General features: G+C 61.0%; 19 protein-coding genes and 1 pseudogene. 14 read left to right on the top strand and 6 right to left on the bottom strand.

The annotated features are described in order from the left end of the window. A pseudogene (locus A3722_RS23990) lies at positions 1-210 on the top strand (helix-turn-helix domain-containing protein); the annotation flags it as partial. Positions 211-642: 432 nt separating this feature from the next. Here A3722_RS23990 and A3722_RS13250 read toward each other — a convergent pair. Continuing rightward, positions 643-1,374, bottom strand: coding sequence for a class I SAM-dependent methyltransferase (locus A3722_RS13250; RefSeq protein ID WP_067629821.1), 732 nt, complete (start codon positions 1,372-1,374; stop codon positions 643-645). A gap of 214 nt (positions 1,375-1,588) precedes the next feature. On the opposite strand from A3722_RS13250, the gene A3722_RS13255 reads away from it, so the two are divergent. Together A3722_RS13255 and A3722_RS13260 are read left to right on the top strand one after the other, a co-directional pair. Beyond that, positions 1,589-2,503, top strand: a complete 915-nt coding sequence (locus tag A3722_RS13255; protein ID WP_067629828.1) for a tyrosine-type recombinase/integrase — start codon at positions 1,589-1,591, stop codon at positions 2,501-2,503. Positions 2,504-2,509: 6 nt separating this feature from the next. Next, positions 2,510-3,718: an IS91 family transposase gene (locus A3722_RS13260; protein WP_067916182.1), complete on the top strand. Its 1,209-nt coding sequence runs from the start codon at positions 2,510-2,512 to the stop codon at positions 3,716-3,718. A 427-nt stretch (positions 3,719-4,145) separates the two neighbouring features. Here A3722_RS13260 and A3722_RS13265 read toward each other — a convergent pair whose 3' ends face one another. The 3 genes from A3722_RS13265 to A3722_RS13275 form a co-directional block, all read right to left on the bottom strand. Beyond that, positions 4,146-4,400, bottom strand: a complete 255-nt coding sequence (locus A3722_RS13265; protein ID WP_067627626.1) for a WGR domain-containing protein — start codon at positions 4,398-4,400, stop codon at positions 4,146-4,148. Continuing rightward, complete coding sequence (locus tag A3722_RS13270; RefSeq protein WP_067629953.1) at positions 4,387-4,959, bottom strand: recombinase family protein; 573 nt, start codon at positions 4,957-4,959, stop codon at positions 4,387-4,389. Before A3722_RS13270 ends, A3722_RS13265 begins: the two co-directional genes overlap by 14 nt. Before the next feature lie 345 nt (positions 4,960-5,304). Next, positions 5,305-5,670 (bottom strand): STAS/SEC14 domain-containing protein, encoded by a 366-nt coding sequence (locus A3722_RS13275; RefSeq protein WP_067629956.1) that lies wholly within the window; start codon positions 5,668-5,670, stop codon positions 5,305-5,307. A gap of 230 nt (positions 5,671-5,900) precedes the next feature. On the opposite strand from A3722_RS13275, the gene A3722_RS13280 reads away from it, so the two are divergent. Genes A3722_RS13280 through A3722_RS13290 form a run of 3 tightly spaced genes read left to right on the top strand, consistent with a single transcriptional unit; the run spans position 5,901 to position 8,900 of the window. Continuing rightward, entirely contained in the window at positions 5,901-6,503 is a 603-nt protein-coding gene (locus A3722_RS13280) for a cation diffusion facilitator family transporter (protein WP_067629959.1), read from the top strand. Beyond that, complete coding sequence (locus A3722_RS13285) at positions 6,487-7,017, top strand: hypothetical protein (protein WP_067627924.1); 531 nt, start codon at positions 6,487-6,489, stop codon at positions 7,015-7,017. Before A3722_RS13280 ends, A3722_RS13285 begins: the two co-directional genes overlap by 17 nt. A 5-nt stretch (positions 7,018-7,022) precedes the next feature. After that, positions 7,023-8,900: a pyrroloquinoline quinone-dependent dehydrogenase gene (locus tag A3722_RS13290; RefSeq protein WP_067916201.1), complete on the top strand. Its 1,878-nt coding sequence runs from the start codon at positions 7,023-7,025 to the stop codon at positions 8,898-8,900. On the opposite strand, the gene A3722_RS24315 is transcribed toward A3722_RS13290, so the two are convergent. Then, the gene (locus A3722_RS24315; protein WP_150120313.1) at positions 8,882-9,181 is read right to left on the bottom strand and encodes a hypothetical protein; all 300 of its coding nucleotides are present in this window, start codon (positions 9,179-9,181) and stop codon (positions 8,882-8,884) included. The genes A3722_RS13290 and A3722_RS24315 overlap by 19 nt on opposite strands. On the opposite strand from A3722_RS24315, the gene A3722_RS13300 reads away from it, so the two are divergent. Genes A3722_RS13300 through A3722_RS13320 form a run of 5 tightly spaced genes read left to right on the top strand, consistent with a single transcriptional unit; the run spans position 9,172 to position 15,221 of the window. Further along, a complete protein-coding gene (locus A3722_RS13300) occupies positions 9,172-10,008 on the top strand; it encodes a cytochrome c oxidase assembly protein (protein WP_067916184.1) in 837 nt (278 codons plus the stop codon). The genes A3722_RS24315 and A3722_RS13300 overlap by 10 nt on opposite strands. Positions 10,009-10,010: 2 nt before the next feature. Further along, on the top strand, positions 10,011-10,997 hold the full coding sequence (locus A3722_RS13305) for a cytochrome c oxidase subunit II (protein ID WP_236627412.1): 987 nt from the start codon (positions 10,011-10,013) through the stop codon (positions 10,995-10,997). Next, positions 10,994-13,534 carry a cytochrome c oxidase subunit I gene (gene ctaD, locus A3722_RS13310; protein WP_067916188.1) on the top strand — a complete coding sequence of 847 codons (2,541 nt, stop codon included), beginning with the start codon at positions 10,994-10,996 and terminating at the stop codon, positions 13,532-13,534. Before A3722_RS13305 ends, ctaD begins: the two co-directional genes overlap by 4 nt. A 2-nt stretch (positions 13,535-13,536) precedes the next feature. Further along, complete coding sequence (locus tag A3722_RS13315; RefSeq protein WP_082853689.1) at positions 13,537-13,920, top strand: hypothetical protein; 384 nt, start codon at positions 13,537-13,539, stop codon at positions 13,918-13,920. Further along, positions 13,917-15,221 (top strand): c-type cytochrome, encoded by a 1,305-nt coding sequence (locus A3722_RS13320; protein ID WP_201722031.1) that lies wholly within the window; start codon positions 13,917-13,919, stop codon positions 15,219-15,221. Before A3722_RS13315 ends, A3722_RS13320 begins: the two co-directional genes overlap by 4 nt. A 50-nt stretch (positions 15,222-15,271) precedes the next feature. Here the strand turns inward: A3722_RS13320 and A3722_RS13325 are convergent, their stop codons facing one another. Continuing rightward, on the bottom strand, positions 15,272-18,172 hold the full coding sequence (locus A3722_RS13325) for a Tn3 family transposase (protein ID WP_067629843.1): 2,901 nt from the start codon (positions 18,170-18,172) through the stop codon (positions 15,272-15,274). 124 nt (positions 18,173-18,296) lie between these two features. On the opposite strand from A3722_RS13325, the gene A3722_RS13330 reads away from it, so the two are divergent. From A3722_RS13330 to A3722_RS13340, 3 genes are all read left to right on the top strand, one after another. Beyond that, the gene (locus A3722_RS13330) at positions 18,297-18,848 is read left to right on the top strand and encodes a recombinase family protein (protein WP_067629846.1); all 552 of its coding nucleotides are present in this window, start codon (positions 18,297-18,299) and stop codon (positions 18,846-18,848) included. A gap of 621 nt (positions 18,849-19,469) precedes the next feature. Then, positions 19,470-19,739, top strand: coding sequence for a TFIIB-type zinc ribbon-containing protein (locus tag A3722_RS13335; protein WP_150120307.1), 270 nt, complete (start codon positions 19,470-19,472; stop codon positions 19,737-19,739). Between the two features lie 11 nt (positions 19,740-19,750). Then, positions 19,751-20,197 carry a hypothetical protein gene (locus tag A3722_RS13340; protein WP_058335901.1) on the top strand — a complete coding sequence of 149 codons (447 nt, stop codon included), beginning with the start codon at positions 19,751-19,753 and terminating at the stop codon, positions 20,195-20,197. Positions 20,198-20,218: the final 21 nt, after the last annotated feature.

The raw sequence follows: 20,218 nt of genomic DNA on the forward strand, positions 1-20,218 counted from the left end.
AAACGCGGACGCCGAGGCGGTCGGCCAAAGGCTATGAACGAGCAAAACATCAAACATGCCGAAGCCATGCTTAAGGATACCGAAAACTACCCATTCATCGGCGACGTCATTGACCAGCTCAAAATTGGCCGCACCGCATTCTACAAATACTTCCCCACAGATCGCATCAAACAGCTGCGACCTGACCACTCAGACGCGCATAAAGCGTAGCTAAATCCTGTGGGACTTTTGGTACCTTTATGCTGATAGACCCCAAGACATCGCATCCGCGTTCATCTTCCTCCAGCGCACTTTGGGCGGGCTACAGAGCGCGGAGCTTAACCGCCACGCTTTCGTTTCAAGCATCGCGGAAGAACTGCAATGCGCACACGAGGATGCAGAGCCCCTTGTTGCGGCGCGTCTCCAATGCCTGAAACCCAGACCGGAATTGACCGAAGAAGAGCTTGCAGCGTCGAAGGCGCGCCTTCGACGCAGAATAGAGGAAATAGGCTCGAACGGCGAAGGCCAGTAAGGCGTTGGCTCACGTCGCAATATGCAAGTCCGGCCACTCGCTGCACGCTGTCGGAACTCACTGGTCGCGGGACTTTGCCGCCGTTTGGTTATGCCTTCTGAAGGTCCGCTATGGCGGCGCAGATGGTGAATTCACGGTGCGACAACAAGGCGATACCCACAGTCACGCTTATCGAGTTCAAGAACGTCACCAAACTGCTTCGTCCAAGTCCCACTTTCGAGATCACGCCTAAGGCTTTCCAAACCGGGGGCGATATCGCCAATCTTCCAGAATGAGGAAATCCCAGCACGAACACGGGCATCAAGATATGCAGAAGGACGCCGCCAGTAGGCCGCAAGAAAACCGTCAGAACAATCGTGCGGGATCAGAACTGGTGACACTTCCACCTCGCCAAGCCATTTCGCATATTCATCTATTGGCGGCATCTGGCCCTTATCTAGTGCGGCAAGTTCTGGGAAATAGTCAAATAGCCAAAAGTCACGGAATGTAGGATCGTAAGTCAGGATCACTTTGGGGCCACGCGAAACTCGGCGCAACTCGGCCATGCCTTTTGCCTTGTCGTTCCAGTGATGCACTGTCAGCACCGCCATAACCGCGTCGAAGCAATCATCATCAAAAGGAAGGTTTTCGGCGATGCCTTGCACCACTCTCGCATTGGATGTTGGCCTCTGCGCTATCATTTCGGCGGACGGTTCGAGTGCTGTAATCATACGATCCACAGGCTCGTAGGAGCCTGCACCTGCACCAACGTTCAACACCGCTCGGCTTTCACCGAGTGCCGTATGTATTAACTTCGCGATCCGCGCATCAGCACAGCGCAATTTGGCGTAGTCCAATCCAATCGTGTCGTAGCTTTCAGGCATTGGGAAATCCACTCAAGTTCAGTCAAGAAGAATGATACCCGGCATTCGTGCGAAGCGCAGCATCCGTCCCTTCGGGCTCTTGCACTAAATCGCTCCGCGATATGGGCGCCTATGGCTGGGGTTGCGCTTAGTCGGGATTTGTTTTGCGGTTTGCGGTGTTGGGTTTGTGCTGTTGATCGAGGTGATTTTGCCTCGGTTGACAGAGGGTTTTCCCATGAATGTACAGCACTCCACACCCTTGACGCCGCTTCGGGCGCGCATGATCGCGGATATGTCGGCGCGCAATCTAGGACCGGCATCTCAGATCGGACACTTGCGGGCGTGCAAGCGGTTTGCGGCCTGGCTTGGGCGTTCGCCAGAGACAGCGGAGCCAGATGACGTCCGCGATTTCCAACAGCATCTGATTGAGACCGGCACCAGCATCTGCACGCGCAATCGCACGATGACCGGGGTGAAGTTTCTGTTCCGGGTCACCCTGCGACGGCACGATCTTGTGGCCGAGATTTTCAGCCTCAAGGAGCCGGTGAAGGTACCGCTTGTCCTGAGCCGCAATGAGGTTAAACGCATCCTGGCCATGGCACCTGGCCTTAAGGCGCGCGTGATGTTGTCGCTTGCCTATGGCTGCGGGATGCGTGCGGGCGAAGTTGTCCGGTTGCGCGTTGGCGACATCGATGGCGCCCAAAACATCATCCGCATCGTGCAATCCAAGGGCCGCAAGGATCGCAACGTGATGTTGCCCACAGATATTCTGGGCCTGTTGCGCGAATGGTGGACCGAACGCCCCACCGGCCAGGATGCAGGCGTGCCTGGCCCCGAGCGGGTTCTCTTCCCCGGCTATCGCGGCAAACATCTCTCGGCCCGCCAGATCTCGCGACTGTTCAAGGAGGCGGCGCGGATGGCGGGCATCACCAAACCGGTTACGCTGCACACGTTGCGCCATTCCTTCGCGACACATCTGCTGGAACGTGGTGTGGACATCCGGGTCATTCAGGCACTGCTCGGCCATACCAAACTGACCACGACGGCTCGATATGCGAGCGTTGCCACGGGCATGATCGCGGCAGTGGACAGCCCGCTGGATGACTTGAGGTCGGCCAAGCGCAAGAAGGGCAAGAAAGGCGCGTCGTAGCCCCCGTTGCCTCGGCCATCGCTGGAGGTTGCGGATATCTTCCGCGCCCACGGCGCTGCCTGGCTGGCGGCCAACGTCGGCCACATCAGCCTCGATCAGTTGAAGGTCATGAGCGCTATCGAGCGCTGCCGCACGGCGGCGCTCGGCGGCCATGTCGCGCGGTGCGAAGACTGCGCCCATGAGCACATCGCCTACAATTCCTGTCGCAATCGCCACTGTCCCAAATGCCAATCCGGGGCAGCCAGGGCTTGGCTGGCGGCGCGCGAGGCCGAACTGCTGCCCGTGCGGTATTTCCACCTGGTCTTCACGCTGCCCAAACCGATCGCGGACATCGCCCACCAAAACAAACGGGAGATCTACAATCTCTTGATGCGGGCGAGCGCAGACGCGGTGATCAGGATTGCCGCCGACCCCAAGCACCTCGGCGCACGGGTGGGCGTCACATCCGTGCTCCACACCTGGGGCTCGGCGATGACCCACCACCCACATGTCCACATGATCGTGCCGGGCGGCGGCTTGTCTGAAGATGGGACCAAGTGGATCGCTTGCCGCAAGAACTTCTTTTTGTCCGTGCGTGTGCTGTCTCGGCTGTACAGGCGGCTCATTCTGGACGGGCTCTCCCGGCTGCACAAAGCCGGGAAGCTGCGCTTCTTCGGAGACCATGCAAAGCTTGCTGATCTCGCGGTTTTTGACGCTTTCCTGCAACCGCTACGCAAGATCGATTGGGTCGTGTATGCCAAGGAGCCCTTCGCCGGACCCAAAGCCGTGCTGGCATACCTGTCGCGCTACACCCACCGTGTCGCGATCTCCAACAGCCGCCTGATACGGGTCGACGACCGGGGCGTCACCTTCCGCGTCAAGGACTACCGCATCACCGGCCCCGGGCGGCACACCACCATGACCCTGAAAACCGACGAGTTCATCCGCCGGTTCCTCATCCACGTCCTGCCCAAAGGCCAGCACCGCATCCGCCACTATGGCTTCTTCGGCAACGGCAATCGGACCGCCAATATCGCGAGGATCAGGGAGCTGCTCGGGGCCGAAACACCGGTTCCGGGTCTTGCTCACGATAACACGATCGAGGATGCCGATGCGCCCGCCCGCGTCCTCGCGCTGCCATGCCCATGCTGCGGCGGCCGGTTGATCATCGTCGATACCTTCGCGCCCGCACAACATCCCAGAGCACCACCGGCATCAGCGAGGGCTGCCGCATGAACAGCGCGCCTCAGTCCCCAGGTTGCGATCGTAACCGCACACCCCACCGGCTGCGGCACATCCCGCCTGCCCAAATCCAGCCCTCAGCGATCCTCAGGTCGCAAATATCCCGGGAACGCGACGCAGGTTGCCAAAAACTAACCAGAACCCATGACGGGCTTGCCCTCACGGGCCACCACGAACCTACCCCGAGCCGTCGGAACCAGGGCACTCAAGCCTCCAAATCCCCATAGACCCAGCCGATCCGCCCAACCCCAACCCCGCGATTTCCCGCCTGAGCGCTTCTCCGACGCCAGGCAACCGCAGCGCTCCGCCCAAACCCCCGCGCATGGCGTCCGAGAAACCTGCATCACAGCCCGAATTAGCTGCGCGCTGCATGAACGGCTGGTCTCGAAAATTTGCCACCGAGAGGGCAGGGGGCCGGCCATCACCCTGCGAGCTGATAACCGCGCTTCTGCTTAGCCTTGTAGAGCGCGACCATGGCGTCAGCGGCGCGGCCTGCATCCTCGAAACAGTCGATCCGATGCCGCCCCTGGGTGCCAATCCGGCCCCACTCCCGCAGGAGCGAGACACCGCCGAACAGGTCAGGCATTAGGCGCAACCGATAGAAGCGAAACATATTGGCATCCGGGTCTACACGCTCGATGCGGATATCTTCAGGAAACATCTCAAGCTGCTGCATCGGGTGCCACCTCCCGCATGACACGGCTGATCGTGGACCTGTGGACGTTGAACAGACGCGCGGCCTCAGCCTCGGTGCGTTTGCCGGATCGCACCAAGTCGCGGATTTCTTTGCGCTGATCATCCGACAGCTTCGGCTTGCGCCCTGGGTGGCGTCCCTTCTTGCGGGCGCGCTCCAGACCGGCGCGCGTGCGCTCGCGGATCATCTCGCGCTCGAACTCGGCGAAGACCCCGACCATTTGCATCATCATGCGCCCGGCGGGCGTCGTGGTGTCGATGGCCTCGGTCAGCGACCGGAAACCAGCTCCAGCGGCGTTGATCTTCTCCATGATGGACAGAAGGTCTTTCAGCGATCGCGACAACCGGTCAAGCTTCCAGACGATCACCACGTCGCCGTCGCGGAGCTGATCGAGCATCCGGTGCAGCTCCGGCCGATCCCAACGGCCACCGGACGCGCGTTCCTCAAACACGCGCTCGCACCCGGCGGCGCGTAGCGCATCGAGTTGCGCGGCGGTGTCCTGACCGCGATCTGTGGAAATACGAGCATAGCCAAAGTTCATGCGCTGATTGTTGCGCTTTCTTGTTGCTCAATCAAGTGATTTCGCAACATATTTTTGCAACAAACAAGGGGAGGGTAGGGGCCTGTGATCTCGATGCTCACGCGCCTGTTTTTCTTGGTGTTCTATGCTCCTAACGGGCATCCCGGCCTCACCGGGCAGGATGTGTCTCGCAACTGGCCGTTTTCACGCGGGACGCCTCCAATGGATGCATTTAGAGGCTTTATAGAACCTCCACCAGCCGGAGCTTCGAACGCTCGCCAATCACAAAATCGTGAATCCGTTAGCTGAGAGATACATTCTAGCGAACCGACCGGGGTCATCGCCGATCTAATCCGGTCCGCCGCGCTAGGCTCCGCGCGCCCAAGAGATGGCGGCGTCTCGTTCATCTTTGTCGAACCATTTCAGGTCGGCACCCAACACTCGGTCCGCCGCCTTCATCCCCCATTTGATCCATTTCTGATCAGCGACCATGGCGACCCGCGAGAAGTCGTCGGCATGTCGGGTGTCTACTTTCATGTCCGCCCACATCGCCGCGGCACTTTCGTACCCCTCGAACGAAGCCATGAAGATGACCAGCGCCGGTTTGGCCTCTGCCCCTTTCAACTCGCGATCAAGCCATGTGTGCATGGTTTCGAAGTCTCGTTTAGACAGTTTTCCATTACATTCGAGCCCCAATACATCCTCGCCGTCCAGGTTCACTTCCTTCCACATGAGGTTCTCCTTTCATCCAAGCCCGCAACGGGCTGCCTCGTCGTGTTTGCTGTTAGCCTTTCGAACTCCAGCATTGAACATGATCGCTGACGCTTGAGTGAGGCCGATCTTTCCCTGCCCAGACTGGAACCTAAATGACGTCCGCAAGTTCTTATTCTTAACAGTAAGAAACTCTCAGTTTGGGGGGTCGGTTCCCTTCGACATCAGAACCCATTTTTCGGACGTCGTGCATGGCAGAGCAAAAGAACTCATCGGCAAGACGCGCACTGTGGATTGTGCTGCTGCTGAATCTGGCGATTGCCATAGGGTTCTTCGTAACCGGAGCCATCGGGGATTCCAGCGGATTGATCGCCAACGGTCTGGACAACACTTCCGACACGGTCGTCTATGCCATCAGTCTCTTTGCGCTGACGCGGGCGGACAAGTGGAAACGAGCGGCCGCAAACGTCTCGGGGGGAATGCTTCTGCTGTTCGCAATTGGGGTTCTGGTGGATGCGGTCCGGCGCTATTACGCCGGATCAGAGCCACTCGGCGGGTTGATGATCGTGATGTCGGTGATTGCGGCCATCGTGAACGTGATCTGCGTCTGGCTTTTGAACAGGATAGACGATCCCGACGTCAACGTCCGCGCCGCGAATACGTTCAGCTGGAACGATTTCGCGGCGAATGGCGGCATCCTCGTTGCCGGAGGACTCGTTTGGTGGCTGGGCTCCAATTGGCCGGACCTGGCCGTCGGCGTCGCCGTTGCCGGTATATTCATCTGGGGTGGGTTCAAGATTCTCCGCGACGCCCATCGCGAGCACCACAAGGCTGTGCATGAGGATGATGAATGACCGCCGCTGGCCACCGGTCCGTGTTCGAAGCTCGCAACTCCACCATAAATCGACGACCTCGACGGCGCGGTTTTTCACCATGTTCCGGGACAGTATCCAGCCATTCCTGATTGGAACCTCGGAAGACAAACAACGTTATATACTCATGATGATCACGAGAAATTTCCGCCAGGCAGCTTTGCTTCTTGTTACCATTCTGGGTTTGACTGGTCTGGGACTTGCGCTCTTCGAGCTTCTATCTCCGACAAGCGGGACTGCCGGGTCGGCAGGCGCGACCCTCGTGTTGGTTTCCACGGCGCTGCTTGCCGCCACTGCGGCATTGCTGGCTTTCGTTCATTTGAAACGGTGGCTGTTCGGGTTGTTGCTCACATTGAGCGTCATCGACGCGGCGGCGACGGCGGTCGCGGCCTATTTCCTGATGGCCAATGTACTTGTGGCCACAATGCTGCTGGCGCTGCTTGCCGGTTTAGCTGCGGCCTTTGCAGGCAGCAGACAGGGAAGGATGACAACGTGACCTACATGGCCCGGACTCTTGCAGCCTTTCTTCTCCTCGCCGCTTCGGGTGCCGGTGCTCAGCCCACCGACTGGACGACGTTCAACGGCAATCTTGCGGCGCAAAAGTATTCTCCCGTAAGCTCCTTCACACCCGAGACGGTCCAAAGACTTGAAAGGGTGTGGTCGGTTGAAACCGGGGACGCGGCCGACGGCAGCGACGAGCTGCCGCAAACCGTGTGGTCGGCGACACCGATCTACGCCAACGAGACACTGTATCTCGGGACTCCGTTCTACCGCATACTCGCGCTCGATCCCGCGACCGGCGAGGAACGCTGGTCCTATGAGCCCGAGACGGTGCTCGAGGCGCTGACCCAGCCCGCGTTGAAGAATCGCGGTGTGGCCTATTGGCAGAGCGGGTTGCAAGGGGTTTGCGAAAAGCGCGTCTACATCGGAACGATGAACGCGACATTGCACGCGGTTGACGCCGATACCGGACAGCCCTGCGCCGATTTTGGCGAAAGCGGCGTTCTCGACGTAAACCAGTGGAATACGGTCAACGACAATTTTCCGTTCTCTCTGCTTCAGCCACCTACCGTCGTCGGCGACACCTTGCTGCTGGGTTGGGCCGGGAAGGACTGGGCCTATGCCGTCGCGCCGCCGGGCAATCTGATGGCGATCGACGCCCGCACCGGTGGGTTGAAGTGGGATCTGTCCTTCATCCCGGAAGACCTGATACCGCAAACCGGCACCGCCAATATCTGGACCTCCATGGCCGCCGATCCCCGGCTCGGGCTGGTCTATGTACCGGTATCCTCGCCCAGCCCCAACTACTGGGGTGGCAACCGGACGGATCCGATTCCGCTGGCAACCTCGGTGACGGCGGTCGATATCGAGACCGGCGAGGTCCGGTGGAGCCAACAGCTCATCCGTCATGATATCTGGGATTATGACACACCTTCCGCCCCGACCCTTGTCGATCTGGAGAAGAATGGCGAGACGATCCCCGCGCTGGTCCAGACCACCAAGCAGGGTCAGATCTTCGTGCTCAACCGCGAGACCGGCGAGCCGGTCTATCCGATCGAGTATCGCCCCGTGCCCGCCAGCGATGCGAAAGGTGAAAAGGCCGCCCCGACCCAGCCCTTCTCGTCCGCGCTGACACCCACCAACGATCCCGGAAAGCTGCCCGAGGTCTCTCGGCTGGCCGATGTGACGGGCTGGGGCCAGTGCAGCGACGATGTCGAACGTTTCCGCTACGAAGGACTGTTCACGCCGCCTTCCGAACAGGGGACATTTCTATGGCCCGGAACGGCCGGTGCCAATAACTGGGGCGGCGGTGCCGTCGATCCCAGAACAGGCATCCTCTACCTCAACTCCTCGCGCATCGTGCAGGTGATCAAGCTCATTCCGCGCGACACCTACGCTCAGGTCGCCGGTGAGAGCGGTGCAGAGCAGGGCTATTACGCGCAAGAGGGTGCGCCCTATGGAATCCAGCTTTACAACTGGACCAACTGGGCCAATTTGCCTTGCTGGGCGCCGCCCTACGGCACCTTTTCGGCCTATGATCTGCGCACCGGCGACAGGCTCTATGAAGTGCCGTTCGGAATGACGCAGCAATGGGGTTTCTACGGTCCCGAAAGCTGGGGCTCGCCGACGCTCGGCGGCCCGGTGGTGACGGCGGGCGGGGTCATCTTCATCGGCGCGTCGATGGATGCGAGAGTGCGCGCGCTCGACGCCCGGACCGGTACCGAGGTCTGGTCGGATCTGGTCGAGGCGCCCTCGGTCGCCATTCCTGCGGTCTATACCCACGAGGGGCGCGATTACGTCGTCTTCGTCGCCGGCGGCAACCCGATTCTGAAGCCGCAAGTCGGCGACCAAGTCGTGGCCTATGCCCTCGGCAACTGACATGCGACCGGGCCGCTTTGCCGGGCCAGAAGATTGAAACCTGCGCGGAATTCGAGCAGGGTGAGCATCGGACCACCGGAGGCGGAGAACAGTGACACCGTGCGGAACCCGGAAAATCGTGCCGCGCGCCGCGCGCCTTGCGCGGTGCTGCCGCCACGGACTTGACGCAGCCCCTTGCGCATCGCTTCCTGCCGCCATCTTGTTGGTCGTTGCATCGCCGGCGCGGGCGCACAGCGATGGTGCCCCGCCGTCACCGGCCGACTTCTGGACAATGTGGTCATTTCAGCCCTCGGTCCTTCTGCCGTTGGGGTTGGCGACCGCTCTTTACACCCGCGGTTTGCATCTTGCCTGGGCACGGGCGGGTCAGGGTCGCGGTGTGCGAACCTGGCAGGCTGCGTGTTTTGCGGGCGGGATCGCGGCGCTGGTCGCAGCCCTTGTCTGGCCCCTCGATGCGTGGGGAGAGAGCCTGTTTTCCGCACATATGGCCCAGCATATCACATTGATGGGACTGGCGGCGCCGCTTCTGGTGCTGGGACAACCGCTTGCGACGATGACCCGCGCCTTGCCGCGACGCTGGCAAAGGTGGTTCGGTGCGCTGGCCCAAGCCGCAGCCTGGCGTCGGGCACAGAGACTTCTGAGCGCGTCCGGTGTCGCCACCGCCATGATGCTGGGCGTTTTCCTGTTCTGGCACGCGCCGCGCGCGCTTGCCGTGGCGCTTGAGGACGATCTTGTTCATGCCGTCATGCACGGTTCGATCTTCGCTGCGGCCTTGCCGTTCTGGACCATGATTGCCCGGAGCGGGAACAGAGGCTTCGGGGTGCGGATTGCCGCGCTGTTCGTCTGCTTCAAGTTTTCGCTGATCTTCGGGGCGCTGCTGACCTTTTCGGGTCGGGCGCTGTATCCGGCCTACGGAGCCTGGCCCGAAGCCTGGGGATTGACGTTGATCGAGGATCAGCAGCTTGCCGGCGTCCTGATGATGACGGCGGCGGCGATGATGTATCTGGTCGCCGCGCTTGTCGTCGCGGCCGCCTGGTTCGCCGCCATGGACCGGACACGCATTGCCAGCCCCTGCGACGCGGCGGCGGCAGCGAACAGGGCCGGATCGTGAGGGTGCCGGCGTCTGCACTCCTGCTTGCGGCGCTTGCCCTGGCCGGATGCGAAAACCCGCAATCCGCCTTCGATCCCGCAGGGGACGAGGCGGCACGCGTCCTTGCGCTGTTCTGGGTCATGCTGGCCGGCGGCGTGGTGATCTGGACCATCGTCATCGGCGTCAGCTTCTATGCGGTCAAGGTGCGGCCCGGGCGGCACAGCGAAAAGGCCGGGCTGCGGTTGATCATCTGGGGCGGCTGCGTGTTCCCGACAGTGGTGCTTGCGGCGCTGCTGGTCTGGGGCCTCGGATTGCTGAACGACCTGCGCAGGCCGGGCGATGGCCCGACCATCGCGGTCTCGGGCGAGCGGTTCTGGTGGCGCGTCTCCTACGGTGTGACGGGCGCACCGGGCGTGGTGCGCAGTCTGCCGAAAGGCGGCATCCCCGGCGCCAACGAGATCGTCATTCCGCTTGGCCAACGCACCACGATCCTTCTAGGCAGCCCCGACGTGATCCATTCGTTCTGGGTGCCGCCGCTGGCCGGCAAGATGGACGCCATACCGGGCCGGGTGAACCGGCTGATCCTGGAGCCGACAGAGCTTGGTGTCTTCAATGGGACCTGCGCCGAATTCTGTGGGCTCGCCCATGCCCAGATGGGTTTCCGGGTGATCGTGGTGCCGCCCGCTGAGTTCGAGGCCTATGTGCGGGCGCAGGCCCGGCCCGCCGCCGTCACCGAGGGCCCCGGCCTCGATCTCTTCATGAAGAACGGTTGTGCGGCCTGCCATTCCGTGCGGGGCACGCCTGCCGACGGCACCGTCGGACCCGACCTGACACATCTGGCCAGCCGACGGATGATCGGCGCGGGCATCCTGCCCACCACGGCCGAGAACATCGCGGATTTCATCGCCTCGCCCGACCATCTCAAGCCGGGGGTCGAGATGCCTGCCTTCGGCATGTTGCCCGAGGCAGAGACCGCCCGCATCGCCGACTGGCTGGGGAGCCTGGAATGACAGACCGGACAGCACCGGATGCACCCGATCAGGACGACCCCGAGGTGCGCCGCGGGCAGGAAGACAGGCTGCGCAAGGTATGGGAGACGCCGAAGGGCTGGCGCTACTGGTCGGCGGTGAACAATACCGAAATCGGCGTCTGGTATACGGCGGCATCCTTCGGATTCATGTTGTTCGCCGGTGTCCTGGCGCTGCTGATGCGGGTGCAGCTGGCGGTGCCCGAGAACGACTTCCTGACCGCCACCTTCTACAATCAGCTTTTCACGCTGCACGGCACGGCGATGATGTTTCTCTTTGCCGTGCCCATATTCGAGGCGGTGGCGATCATCCTGCTGCCACAGATGCTTGGCGCGCGCGATCTGCCGTTTCCACGGCTGTCGGCCTTCGGCTTCTGGTGTTTTCTGATCGGCGGAATTTTCGTCAGCGGCTCGATTTTCTTCGGTGCCGCGCCGAGTTCGGGGTGGTTCATGTATCCGCCGCTGACGACCGAAGAAAAATTCACGCCGGGCCTCGGGCCAGATATCTGGCTACTGGGCCTGTCGTTCATCGAGGTCGCCTCGATCGCGGCGGCGGTGGAACTGATCGTCGGCACGCTGAAATGCCGGCCTCCGGGGATGCGCCTGAACCTGATGCCGCTTTATGCCTGGTATGTGCTGGTGGTGGCGGCGATGATCCTGTTCGCCTTTCCGCCACTGATCGCGGGCGACATCCTGTTCGAACTGGAGCGGATGTTCGACTGGCCCTTCTTCGATCCGGCCCGTGGCGGCGACCCGATCCTGTGGCAGCACCTGTTCTGGATCTTCGGCCACCCCGAGGTCTATATCGTCTTCCTGCCCGCCATCGCACTGGTGGCGATGATCGTGCCGACCTTCGCGCAGCGTCCGATCCTGGGCTATTCCTGGATCGTCCTGGCTGCCGTCGGCACCGGTTTCCTCTCCTTCGGGCTGTGGGTGCACCATATGTATACCACGGGCCTGCCCTCGGCCTCGCTGGGATTCTTTTCGGCCGCCTCCGAGGCGGTTGCGATCCCCACCGGCGTGCAGATATTCGTGTTTCTGGCGACTTTGCTGACCGGGCGGGTGATCTTTTCGGTGCCGATGCTGTTCGTCGCGGGCGCGCTGGCGACCTTCGTGATCGGCGGGCTGACCGGCGTCATGGTGGCACTGGTGCCTTTCGACTGGCAGGCGCACGACACCTATTTCGTGGTTGCCCACCTGCATTACGTGCTGATCGGAGGGATGCTGTTTCCGCTGGCCGCGGGTATCTATTACTACTGGCCGGTTGTCAGCGGCCGGAAACTGTCCGACCGGCTGGGGCGGTGGGCGTTCTGGATCATGTTCACCGGCTTCAACGTAACCTTCCTGCCGATGCACTATTCCGGGCTGGCTGGCATGGCGCGGCGCGTCTGGACCTATCCGGTCGAGCTTGGGGTCGGGACCGCGAACCTGATCTCCAGCGCCGGCGCTTTCATTTTTGCCGCCGGGTTTCTGATCATCGTCTGGGACGTGCTGCGCCCGCGCGGCGGGGAACCCTATGCAGACCGCAATCCATGGAATGCCGGCACGTCTGAGTGGCTGATCGAAATGCCGGCTGAAAACTGGGGTGTGCGCTCGGTTCCGATCGTCACCACACGCTATCCGCTCTGGGAACAGCCGAATTTCGCGGAAGACGTAGACAAGGGCCGGTTCTATCTTCCCGACGCGGAGGAAGGAAAGCGCGAGACGCTCATTACCTCGGTCCTCGACGGCACGCCTATGCAGTGCCTGCGGGTTGCGGGGCCAAGCTTCATGCCGATGATCGCCGCTGCCCTGACCGGGGCCGTGTTCATCTTCACCACCTTCAAGTTCTGGATTCCGGCCCTTGTCGCCATGGTGCTGGCGACGATTTCCATCATGGTCTGGCTCTGGCGCGGAACGGCGGCGATTCCCGAAAAGCCCGACAAGAACGTCGGTCTCGGCCTCAGCCTGCCGCTCTATGTCTCGGGTCCGAAATCGACCGGCTGGTGGGCGATGTTTATCACCATGGCGGGCGATGCGATGGCCTTTGTCGGACTGGCCTTTGGCTACATGTTCTACTTCACGATCCACGCCGATTTTCCGCCGCCTGGCATGGCAGGACCGGGCACACTCTGGCCCGGCCTGTCACTGGGTCTTTTCGGCGCTGCCTGGGCGGCATCGCTGGGCGCGCGCAATCTCAATCGCGCCGGGCGGGTCGGTATCGCACGCGCTCTGATGGCGGGAGGCAGCCTGCTGGCGCTTGGCGCCGGTGCTGCCTTGCTCTGGGGGCCCTGGATCTATGGTCTCAATCCCGCCGATCACGTCTATCCCGCGACGGTCTGGGTGCTGGCGATCTGGACCGCCGTTCACGCGGCGGTGGGCAGCCTGATGCTGGCCTATTGCCTGGCGCGGTCGGTCTTCGGCAGGATGACGCCGCACCATGACGCCGACATCTCGAACGTGGCGCTTTACTGGCATTTCATGTTCGCAACCGCGCTGGTGACGGTGACGTTGCTGGCGTTATTCCCGATGCTGGTGTGAGGATGGCGATGCTGGGACTGGGCAAGACCGAAGATACGCTCTGGACGCTGATCGCCGCGCCGACGATCTGGGGATTTCACTTCCTGTTCAGCTATCTGCTGGTGGCCTGGCAATGCGCGCCTAACGGCGATCCTTTCCGCGGAATCGGCGGCACGCGGACACTGATCGGCGGTGTGACTTTGGTCTGCCTCGCCCTGATCGGTCTGATTCTGCGGCGCTCATGGCGCGAATGGCGAGCCGGTGAAGGCGATTTCCACAACAATCAGAATACGACCGAGGCGCGCGAGCGGTTCCTCGAGTTCTCGACGCTGCTGCTGGCGGTATTGTCCTTCGTGGCGGTGGTGTTCGAGACCCTTCCCATCGCGCTGATCGGGGATTGCAGATGAGGCTGGGGATCGTTCTGACCTGGAAGCGGTTCGCGGGCCTGCTGGTTCTGGGCGTCGCAGGGGTATTGCTGGTCGGCTGGTCGGGTCTGGTTTCGGTCGCGGCCTCGTCGGGTCATTGGCCTGTAACGCGCTGGTTCCTTGGCTGGACGCTGGAGAACGCGGTCGCCACCCAGTCGATGGCGGTCGAAAGGCCCGAGGGGCTGGACCTGTCCGATCCGGCCCTGATCCAGCGGTCGGCCGGCAATTACGCGACAAGCTGCGCCGCCTGTCATGGCGCCCCCGGCGTCCGCCAATCTCCGGTCGTGGCCAACATGGTTCCTTCGCCGCCGCGGCTGAAGGACAGCGTCGTGGACTGGAGCGACGAGGAACTGTTCTGGATAGTAAAGAACGGGTTCAAATATACCGGGATGCCCGCCTGGCCGGCGCAGGACCGCGATGACGAGGTCTGGGCGCAGGTCGCCTTTCTGCGCGCCTTGCCAGACATGACCGCCGCAGCCTATGCCGATCTTGCACTCGGTGGCGGCGCCGTGGACGACGACCTGGAGGCGGGCGGGCAGGCGCTGGCGGCGCTGGACGGCATCTTCGAGAACACATTGGAAAATTGCGCCCGCTGTCATGGCCGCGACGGGCTGGGCCGGGGGCAGGGCGCGGCCAGCGGTGCCTTTCCAATCATCGCGGGCCAGCCCGCACCCTATCTCTTCGCGACATTGCAGGCCTTTGCGCAAGGCAGGCGCGAAAGCGGCTTCATGCAGCCGCCCGCAAGCCGGTATGATGCACAGACCCTCGCCGGGCTTGCCGAATACTTTGCCCGGCAGCCCGGCCCGGTGCCGGATCCCGGCCCCGTAGCAAATGCCGCCAAGGACGCAAAAACATCGCCGGGGGCGACCGGGCCGCTGGTTCTGCCGCTCGACACGCCGCAGGATGCGGCCGGGATTCTCGAGGGCGACACCGATCTTGGCTATGCCACGGTACCGATGGCCGCTCCGGGCGGGACGCCCTCCACGCCCGAGGCGCTGCTGGCCCTTGGCCAGCGCATTGCCCTCGACGGCATCGCAGAGGCCGGGATCCCGTCGTGCCAAAGTTGCCATGGCCAGGGATCACAACCGCAAAGCCCCGACTTTCCGGCGCTTGCCGGGCAGCCGACGTGGTATCTCGCCGAGAGCCTTATGCTCTGGCGTGAGGGCAAGCGCGGAGGCACCGCTTTTTCGCCTGTCATGGAGGCGATTGCCCGGACCATGACAAATGAACAGATCGACGCGGTATCTGCCTGGTATTCGCAACGGTCCCGGATCGCGCGGTGACACTCCCGTGACAATCTGGGGTCGAGTGGGGCTGAGTGCAGAAAACCCCTTTAAGGATTTTGCGCTTCTATTTTCCGCCAACGATATTCGCCTGTTAGGATGATATGGGCCCACCCAAGCGGCGATATGTGGGCGAGGAGTTCGGGTGGGCAATCCAATCCTGCCCGCTGTCGCCTTGCCACAGCGTTTCCGAGCTGTTTGGAATTCCAATAAATGATGATGGCGGTCAGCAGATTGAGGCCAGCGATGCGGAAGTGTTGTCCTTCCGTGGTACGGTCGCGGATTTCTCCCTGACGCCCGATCCGAAGAGCACCTTTCAGGGCGTGATGTGCCTCTCCCTTGTTCAAGCCGATATGGGCGCGGCGCTGCATGTCGGTGTCGAGCAGCCATTCGATGATGAACAATGTGCGTTCGACCCGGCCGATCTCCCGCAAGGCCAACGCCAGATCATGTTGCCTCGGGCGCGCGGCCAATTTCTTGAGGAGGTGACTTGGCTGCATCCGGCCCGACAGCATTGTTGCGATACAGCGCAAAACATCCGGCCAGTTTTCGACGATCTTCGCTTCCCGAATTTTGTCCCCGGTTAACCCTTTCAGCTCTTTGGGAACAGCGCGGAGGTCAAACACATGCAACCTCTTGGAGGACAGGTCACGAATGCGGGGATGGAAGTGGTACCCGAGCAGGGACGTGGCGGCGAAGACGAGATCGGTGAAGCCGCCGGTGTCGGCATACTGCTCTTTTATCTTCCGTCCCGCCTCGTTCATCAGCAAGCCGTCGAGGATATAAGGTGCCTCGCTCACCGTGGCGGGAATGACCTGAGTGGCGAATGGCGCATACTGGTCAGAGACGTGGGTGTAGGCCTTTATGCCCGGCTCGTTGCCGTATTTTGCGTTGATGAGGTTCATTGCCTCGCCCTGCCGCGTCGTTGGGAAAAACTGCCCATCACTGGAAGCCGTTTTCCCTACACCCCAGAATTTGGTCATTGGCAGGTGGGTCTGCGCATCAATCACCATGGCCAGGGCGCGGGCCATTCCCTCGCTTTCGACATGCCACCGTGACAAACGGGAAAGCTGTATGAAGTCATGAGTGTTGGTGGCATTTGCCATTTTACTCAGGCCTAGATTGAGACCCTCCGCCAGGAGCACGTTCAGCAAGCCAATCTTGTCACGGCATGGGGCACCGGTGTGCAGATGCGTGAAGGCTTCGGTGAAGCCGGTGTCTTTGTCGACCTCTGTGAGAATATCGGTGATCCGCGTCTCCGGCAGACGACGGTAAAGATCGAGGACGAGATCACCGGCCTCCTCCGGCACATCGGCGTCAAGACGGCTCACGCGCAAAACGCCGTCTTCAATGACTCCACTCGGCAAGGTTTTGGAGCGCACCGCCTTGGCCAGCCGTTTCAGCCCCTCTTCCAAGCGGCGCTTTCGATCAGCCATCCAGATCTCTGGTTCCAGTGGCATTGAAAGCCCCATGGCGCGGGCGGCATCGATGGACACAAGGGCTTGCTTCATGTCGGCATGACGCCGCGAATGCGGAAGCCAGATATCGCCAGAACGGAACGCATCGCGCAGGTGGCACAGGACGGCGACAACCCACAGCCGCTCTTGATCAATATCGGGCGCGCGGAATTGCGGTCGCCATTTCGAACGTGGTTGTAAAAAGGTCAGCGATGTGGCCGGGATATCCTGTTTGTCACGGATAATCTGCGCTGCCGTGATCAATGGCTGGGCCACACTGGCGCATGTCATATCCAGAGCATTCAACATGCGCCGAGCATAGCGTTTGAACCGGTGGAAGCCCTTGGACACATGGGCCAGAGTATCTGCTTTCACCGTTGCCTGAAGCTGTGTTGCTTGCGCGACCAGACTTTCAAGGCCGCTCCAGCCGCAAGAACTATCGACGGCATTGGCGAGGGCGGCATCGTCGCCTTTGGCCATCAATAGGTTTGATCCCAGGGTCTCAAATCCAGCCAGGGTCTTTGCGACGTCCGCCTGAGCTTCCGTGACCCGCGCGTCGCAGATCCGTTTCGCATCCCGCCAGACGCTGCCTACAATCCTGTCATGTGTTTCCACAACGGTATCTGCGATGGCAGCGCTCCATTCCACGACGCAGACGGCCAGGATGGCAAGGCGGCGGTCACTGGTGATGTCACGTAGTCCTTTCGCAAAGTAGCGTTCTCCCTGACGGCGCAGCCGCGTGACCCGATGTGCTGGGATGTCGTCCATAATTTCTGGTGCCAAGGCAATCGCCTTCAGAAACTCCAGCCGATCAAGCAGGCGGTTGATATCTGCGGAGTTCTTGCCTGGCTCAAACTGGCGCAACCACACGAACGTGGTGGTTTGGCCCTCCTCTTCCTCATTCAATAAGCCATCGAGACGAGCGCGCATCGCGCGGTCAAGGCGCGCCGTTATCCGAGTTTCGATCCGGCGTTCGGCAGCAACAAGCGCGTCGGCGCACATCCGTTCCATGACAGTCGTTCCCGGCAGGATGATATGCCGCCCACGACATTCTTGCACAAAGGCCCTCACCAGACCTTCGCTCGATTGCGCACCTTCGGCATTCTGATCAAGCCACGCACGCATCTGTTTGACCCGCTTGCCCTTGAACATCTCGTACCTATAAATCTTGCGCAGTACTTCCAGGTGCTCGTGCCGTGTGTTCTCTCGCTCGGCATAATGTAGAAGGTCATCGGGTTTGACGCCGAGCTGGGCGGCGATGAAGTCAGACATTTCTTTGGGGATGATCTCTCCGGGCCTCAGCAGCCGTCCCGGATATCGAAGGGCACAAAGCTGCAGCGCAAATCCGATCAGGTTCTCAGGGCGGCGGCGGGTGCGGATAAAATCGATGTCTTCATCGGACAGGGCGTAATGCCGAAGGATCAACGCCTCATCCGTTGGAAGGTGGAAAAGGGCCGCGCGCTGTCGCGCGGTCAGAACCGCTCGGTGTGCCATGAGGGTCGTCTTTCTATACGGAGAGGGTCTTCAAAACTGTAGAAATTGAGACCATTCGCTTGCCATGTCTTTTTCAATGTCTCAATATGACAGTCGCAAGACCTCTAAATTTATTCGAGACACTATGGCCAAAGTCGGATACGCCCGCGTCAGCTCAGTCGGACAATCTCTGGACGTGCAGCGCGAAAAGCTGGATGGCTGCGACAAGCTTTTCGAAGAGAAGCGCAGTGGTACGACGGACGCCCGCCCTCAGCTGAAAGAATGCCTGAATTACGTCCGCGACGGTGACCAGCTGATTGTCACACGTATCGACCGATTGGCGCGATCCACACTGCACCTTTGCCAGATCGCTGAAACACTGAAACAGAAAGGTGTCGATCTGGTCGTGCTCGATCAGAATATCGACACGTCCGACGCAACCGGGCGGCTGCTGTTCAACATGCTCGGAGCCATTGGCCAGTTCGAAACCGAAATCCGCGCCGAGCGACAGATGGATGGGATCAAGAAGGCCAAAGATCGCGGCGTACAGTTCGGCAAACGACCCGCGCTTTCAGAAGATCAGATCGTTGAGCTACGCAAAAAGCGTACCGCTGGAATGCTGATCAAAGATCTGATGGCACACTACAGCCTCTCAAAAGCGACAATCTATCGGTATCTCGGAGCGAACGAACCGTGAGCGTCAGTCTCAACGCGCAAACAACCCAACAGAAACCTTAAAGGGGTTTTCTGCACTCAGCCCCACTCGACCCCAATCTGCGCTCAGGGGTCCTTTGCAGCGGAGTGTGGAATCCTACGCTAAACGGCGAAGACACGTTGCCCGTGTTTTCGTAGATGGGGTCTGTTCCGGTAGGGGGCAGGATTGTAGCATAAGGAAAACTGGAAACGGCGTGCCAGTTGAACCTGTTGGATTTTTTGCCTTCTAAGCTCCTGATTTTGTTGACGTGAAAAGTGTCCCAAACAAACATTTCATCAAATGGGACGATGTGACGAAAGAGCCTCTGTGTTGTTATTCATGCATGTAAACGCCTCTCGCAAGCCGCCAGCGCCTCAGAAATGAGCGTTCTGGTCTTGGGCGCAAGCACCGGTGGATGCGCCTTGCATGTCACCGAGTGCGCGAAAGCTTGTGATACGATCCTGCCCCCTACCGGATTCTACCCCAAAAACGATGTGTCGCCCCTTGAAGCTATAGTAACTGTAGCTTCTATATCTCATGATAAGAACAGGAAAAGAACACATGGTTGTTACACTGAAGGAGCCAGGAAACGAGATGGAGAAGCCCAGAAGCGCCAAAGCCGGTATGATGTGCCCGGTCTGCGATGTTCCACTCAGCATGTCGGACCGACAGGGCGTGGAAATCGACTTTTGCCCGCAATGCCGGGGCGTCTGGCTGGACCGGGGCGAGCTTGACAAGATCATCGAACGCAGTGCCGCCGAAATGGCCCCGCCGCCACGGCGCGAGCCCGAACCCCGGGGTTACGACGACCGGGGCGGATACAGCAAACACGGTAGCCATGGCAAACACGGGTATCGCGGCCGGAAATCGTTCCTGCGCGAATTGTTCGACTAGGTGGACAAATCATGGGACATCATCGGTTCAAACCATCCAGACACGAGCGATATCGCGAGCCGGATGCGTATCATGACGAAGAAGACGGTTACGGGTATCGCGACCGCAGAAGCCTGCCTGCGCTGAATATTCCGGGCTCGGTCATCGTGGCCGGGCTGGTCTTGTGGTCCGCGCTTGCGCTTGGCGTGTGGTGGCTGGTCGATCCGGTGCTGGCGTGGATTTCCGGCGCTGCCGGTCCGCTGGCCGATACCGGCACCGGGTTTGCAAACTGGTTCGGCCTGGGCGCCGAGGCCAACGCCTTGCGCGATGCGGCCAATATCGAGGGGCTGGTCGGCTGGGCGATGGGGCCGGTTCACTTCCTCGCCAAGGCGGCCCTTCTATTGGTGTGGGTCGTCGGGCTGATAGGGCTGACTGTCCTGCCTGCGGTGCTGCGCCGCCGCCGGGCGGCATGGAACTGACGGGCGGCGCGTTCATGGTGA

It is taken from the genome of Sulfitobacter sp. HI0027, from assembly GCF_001634775.1.
Lineage (GTDB): Bacteria > Pseudomonadota > Alphaproteobacteria > Rhodobacterales > Rhodobacteraceae > Sulfitobacter.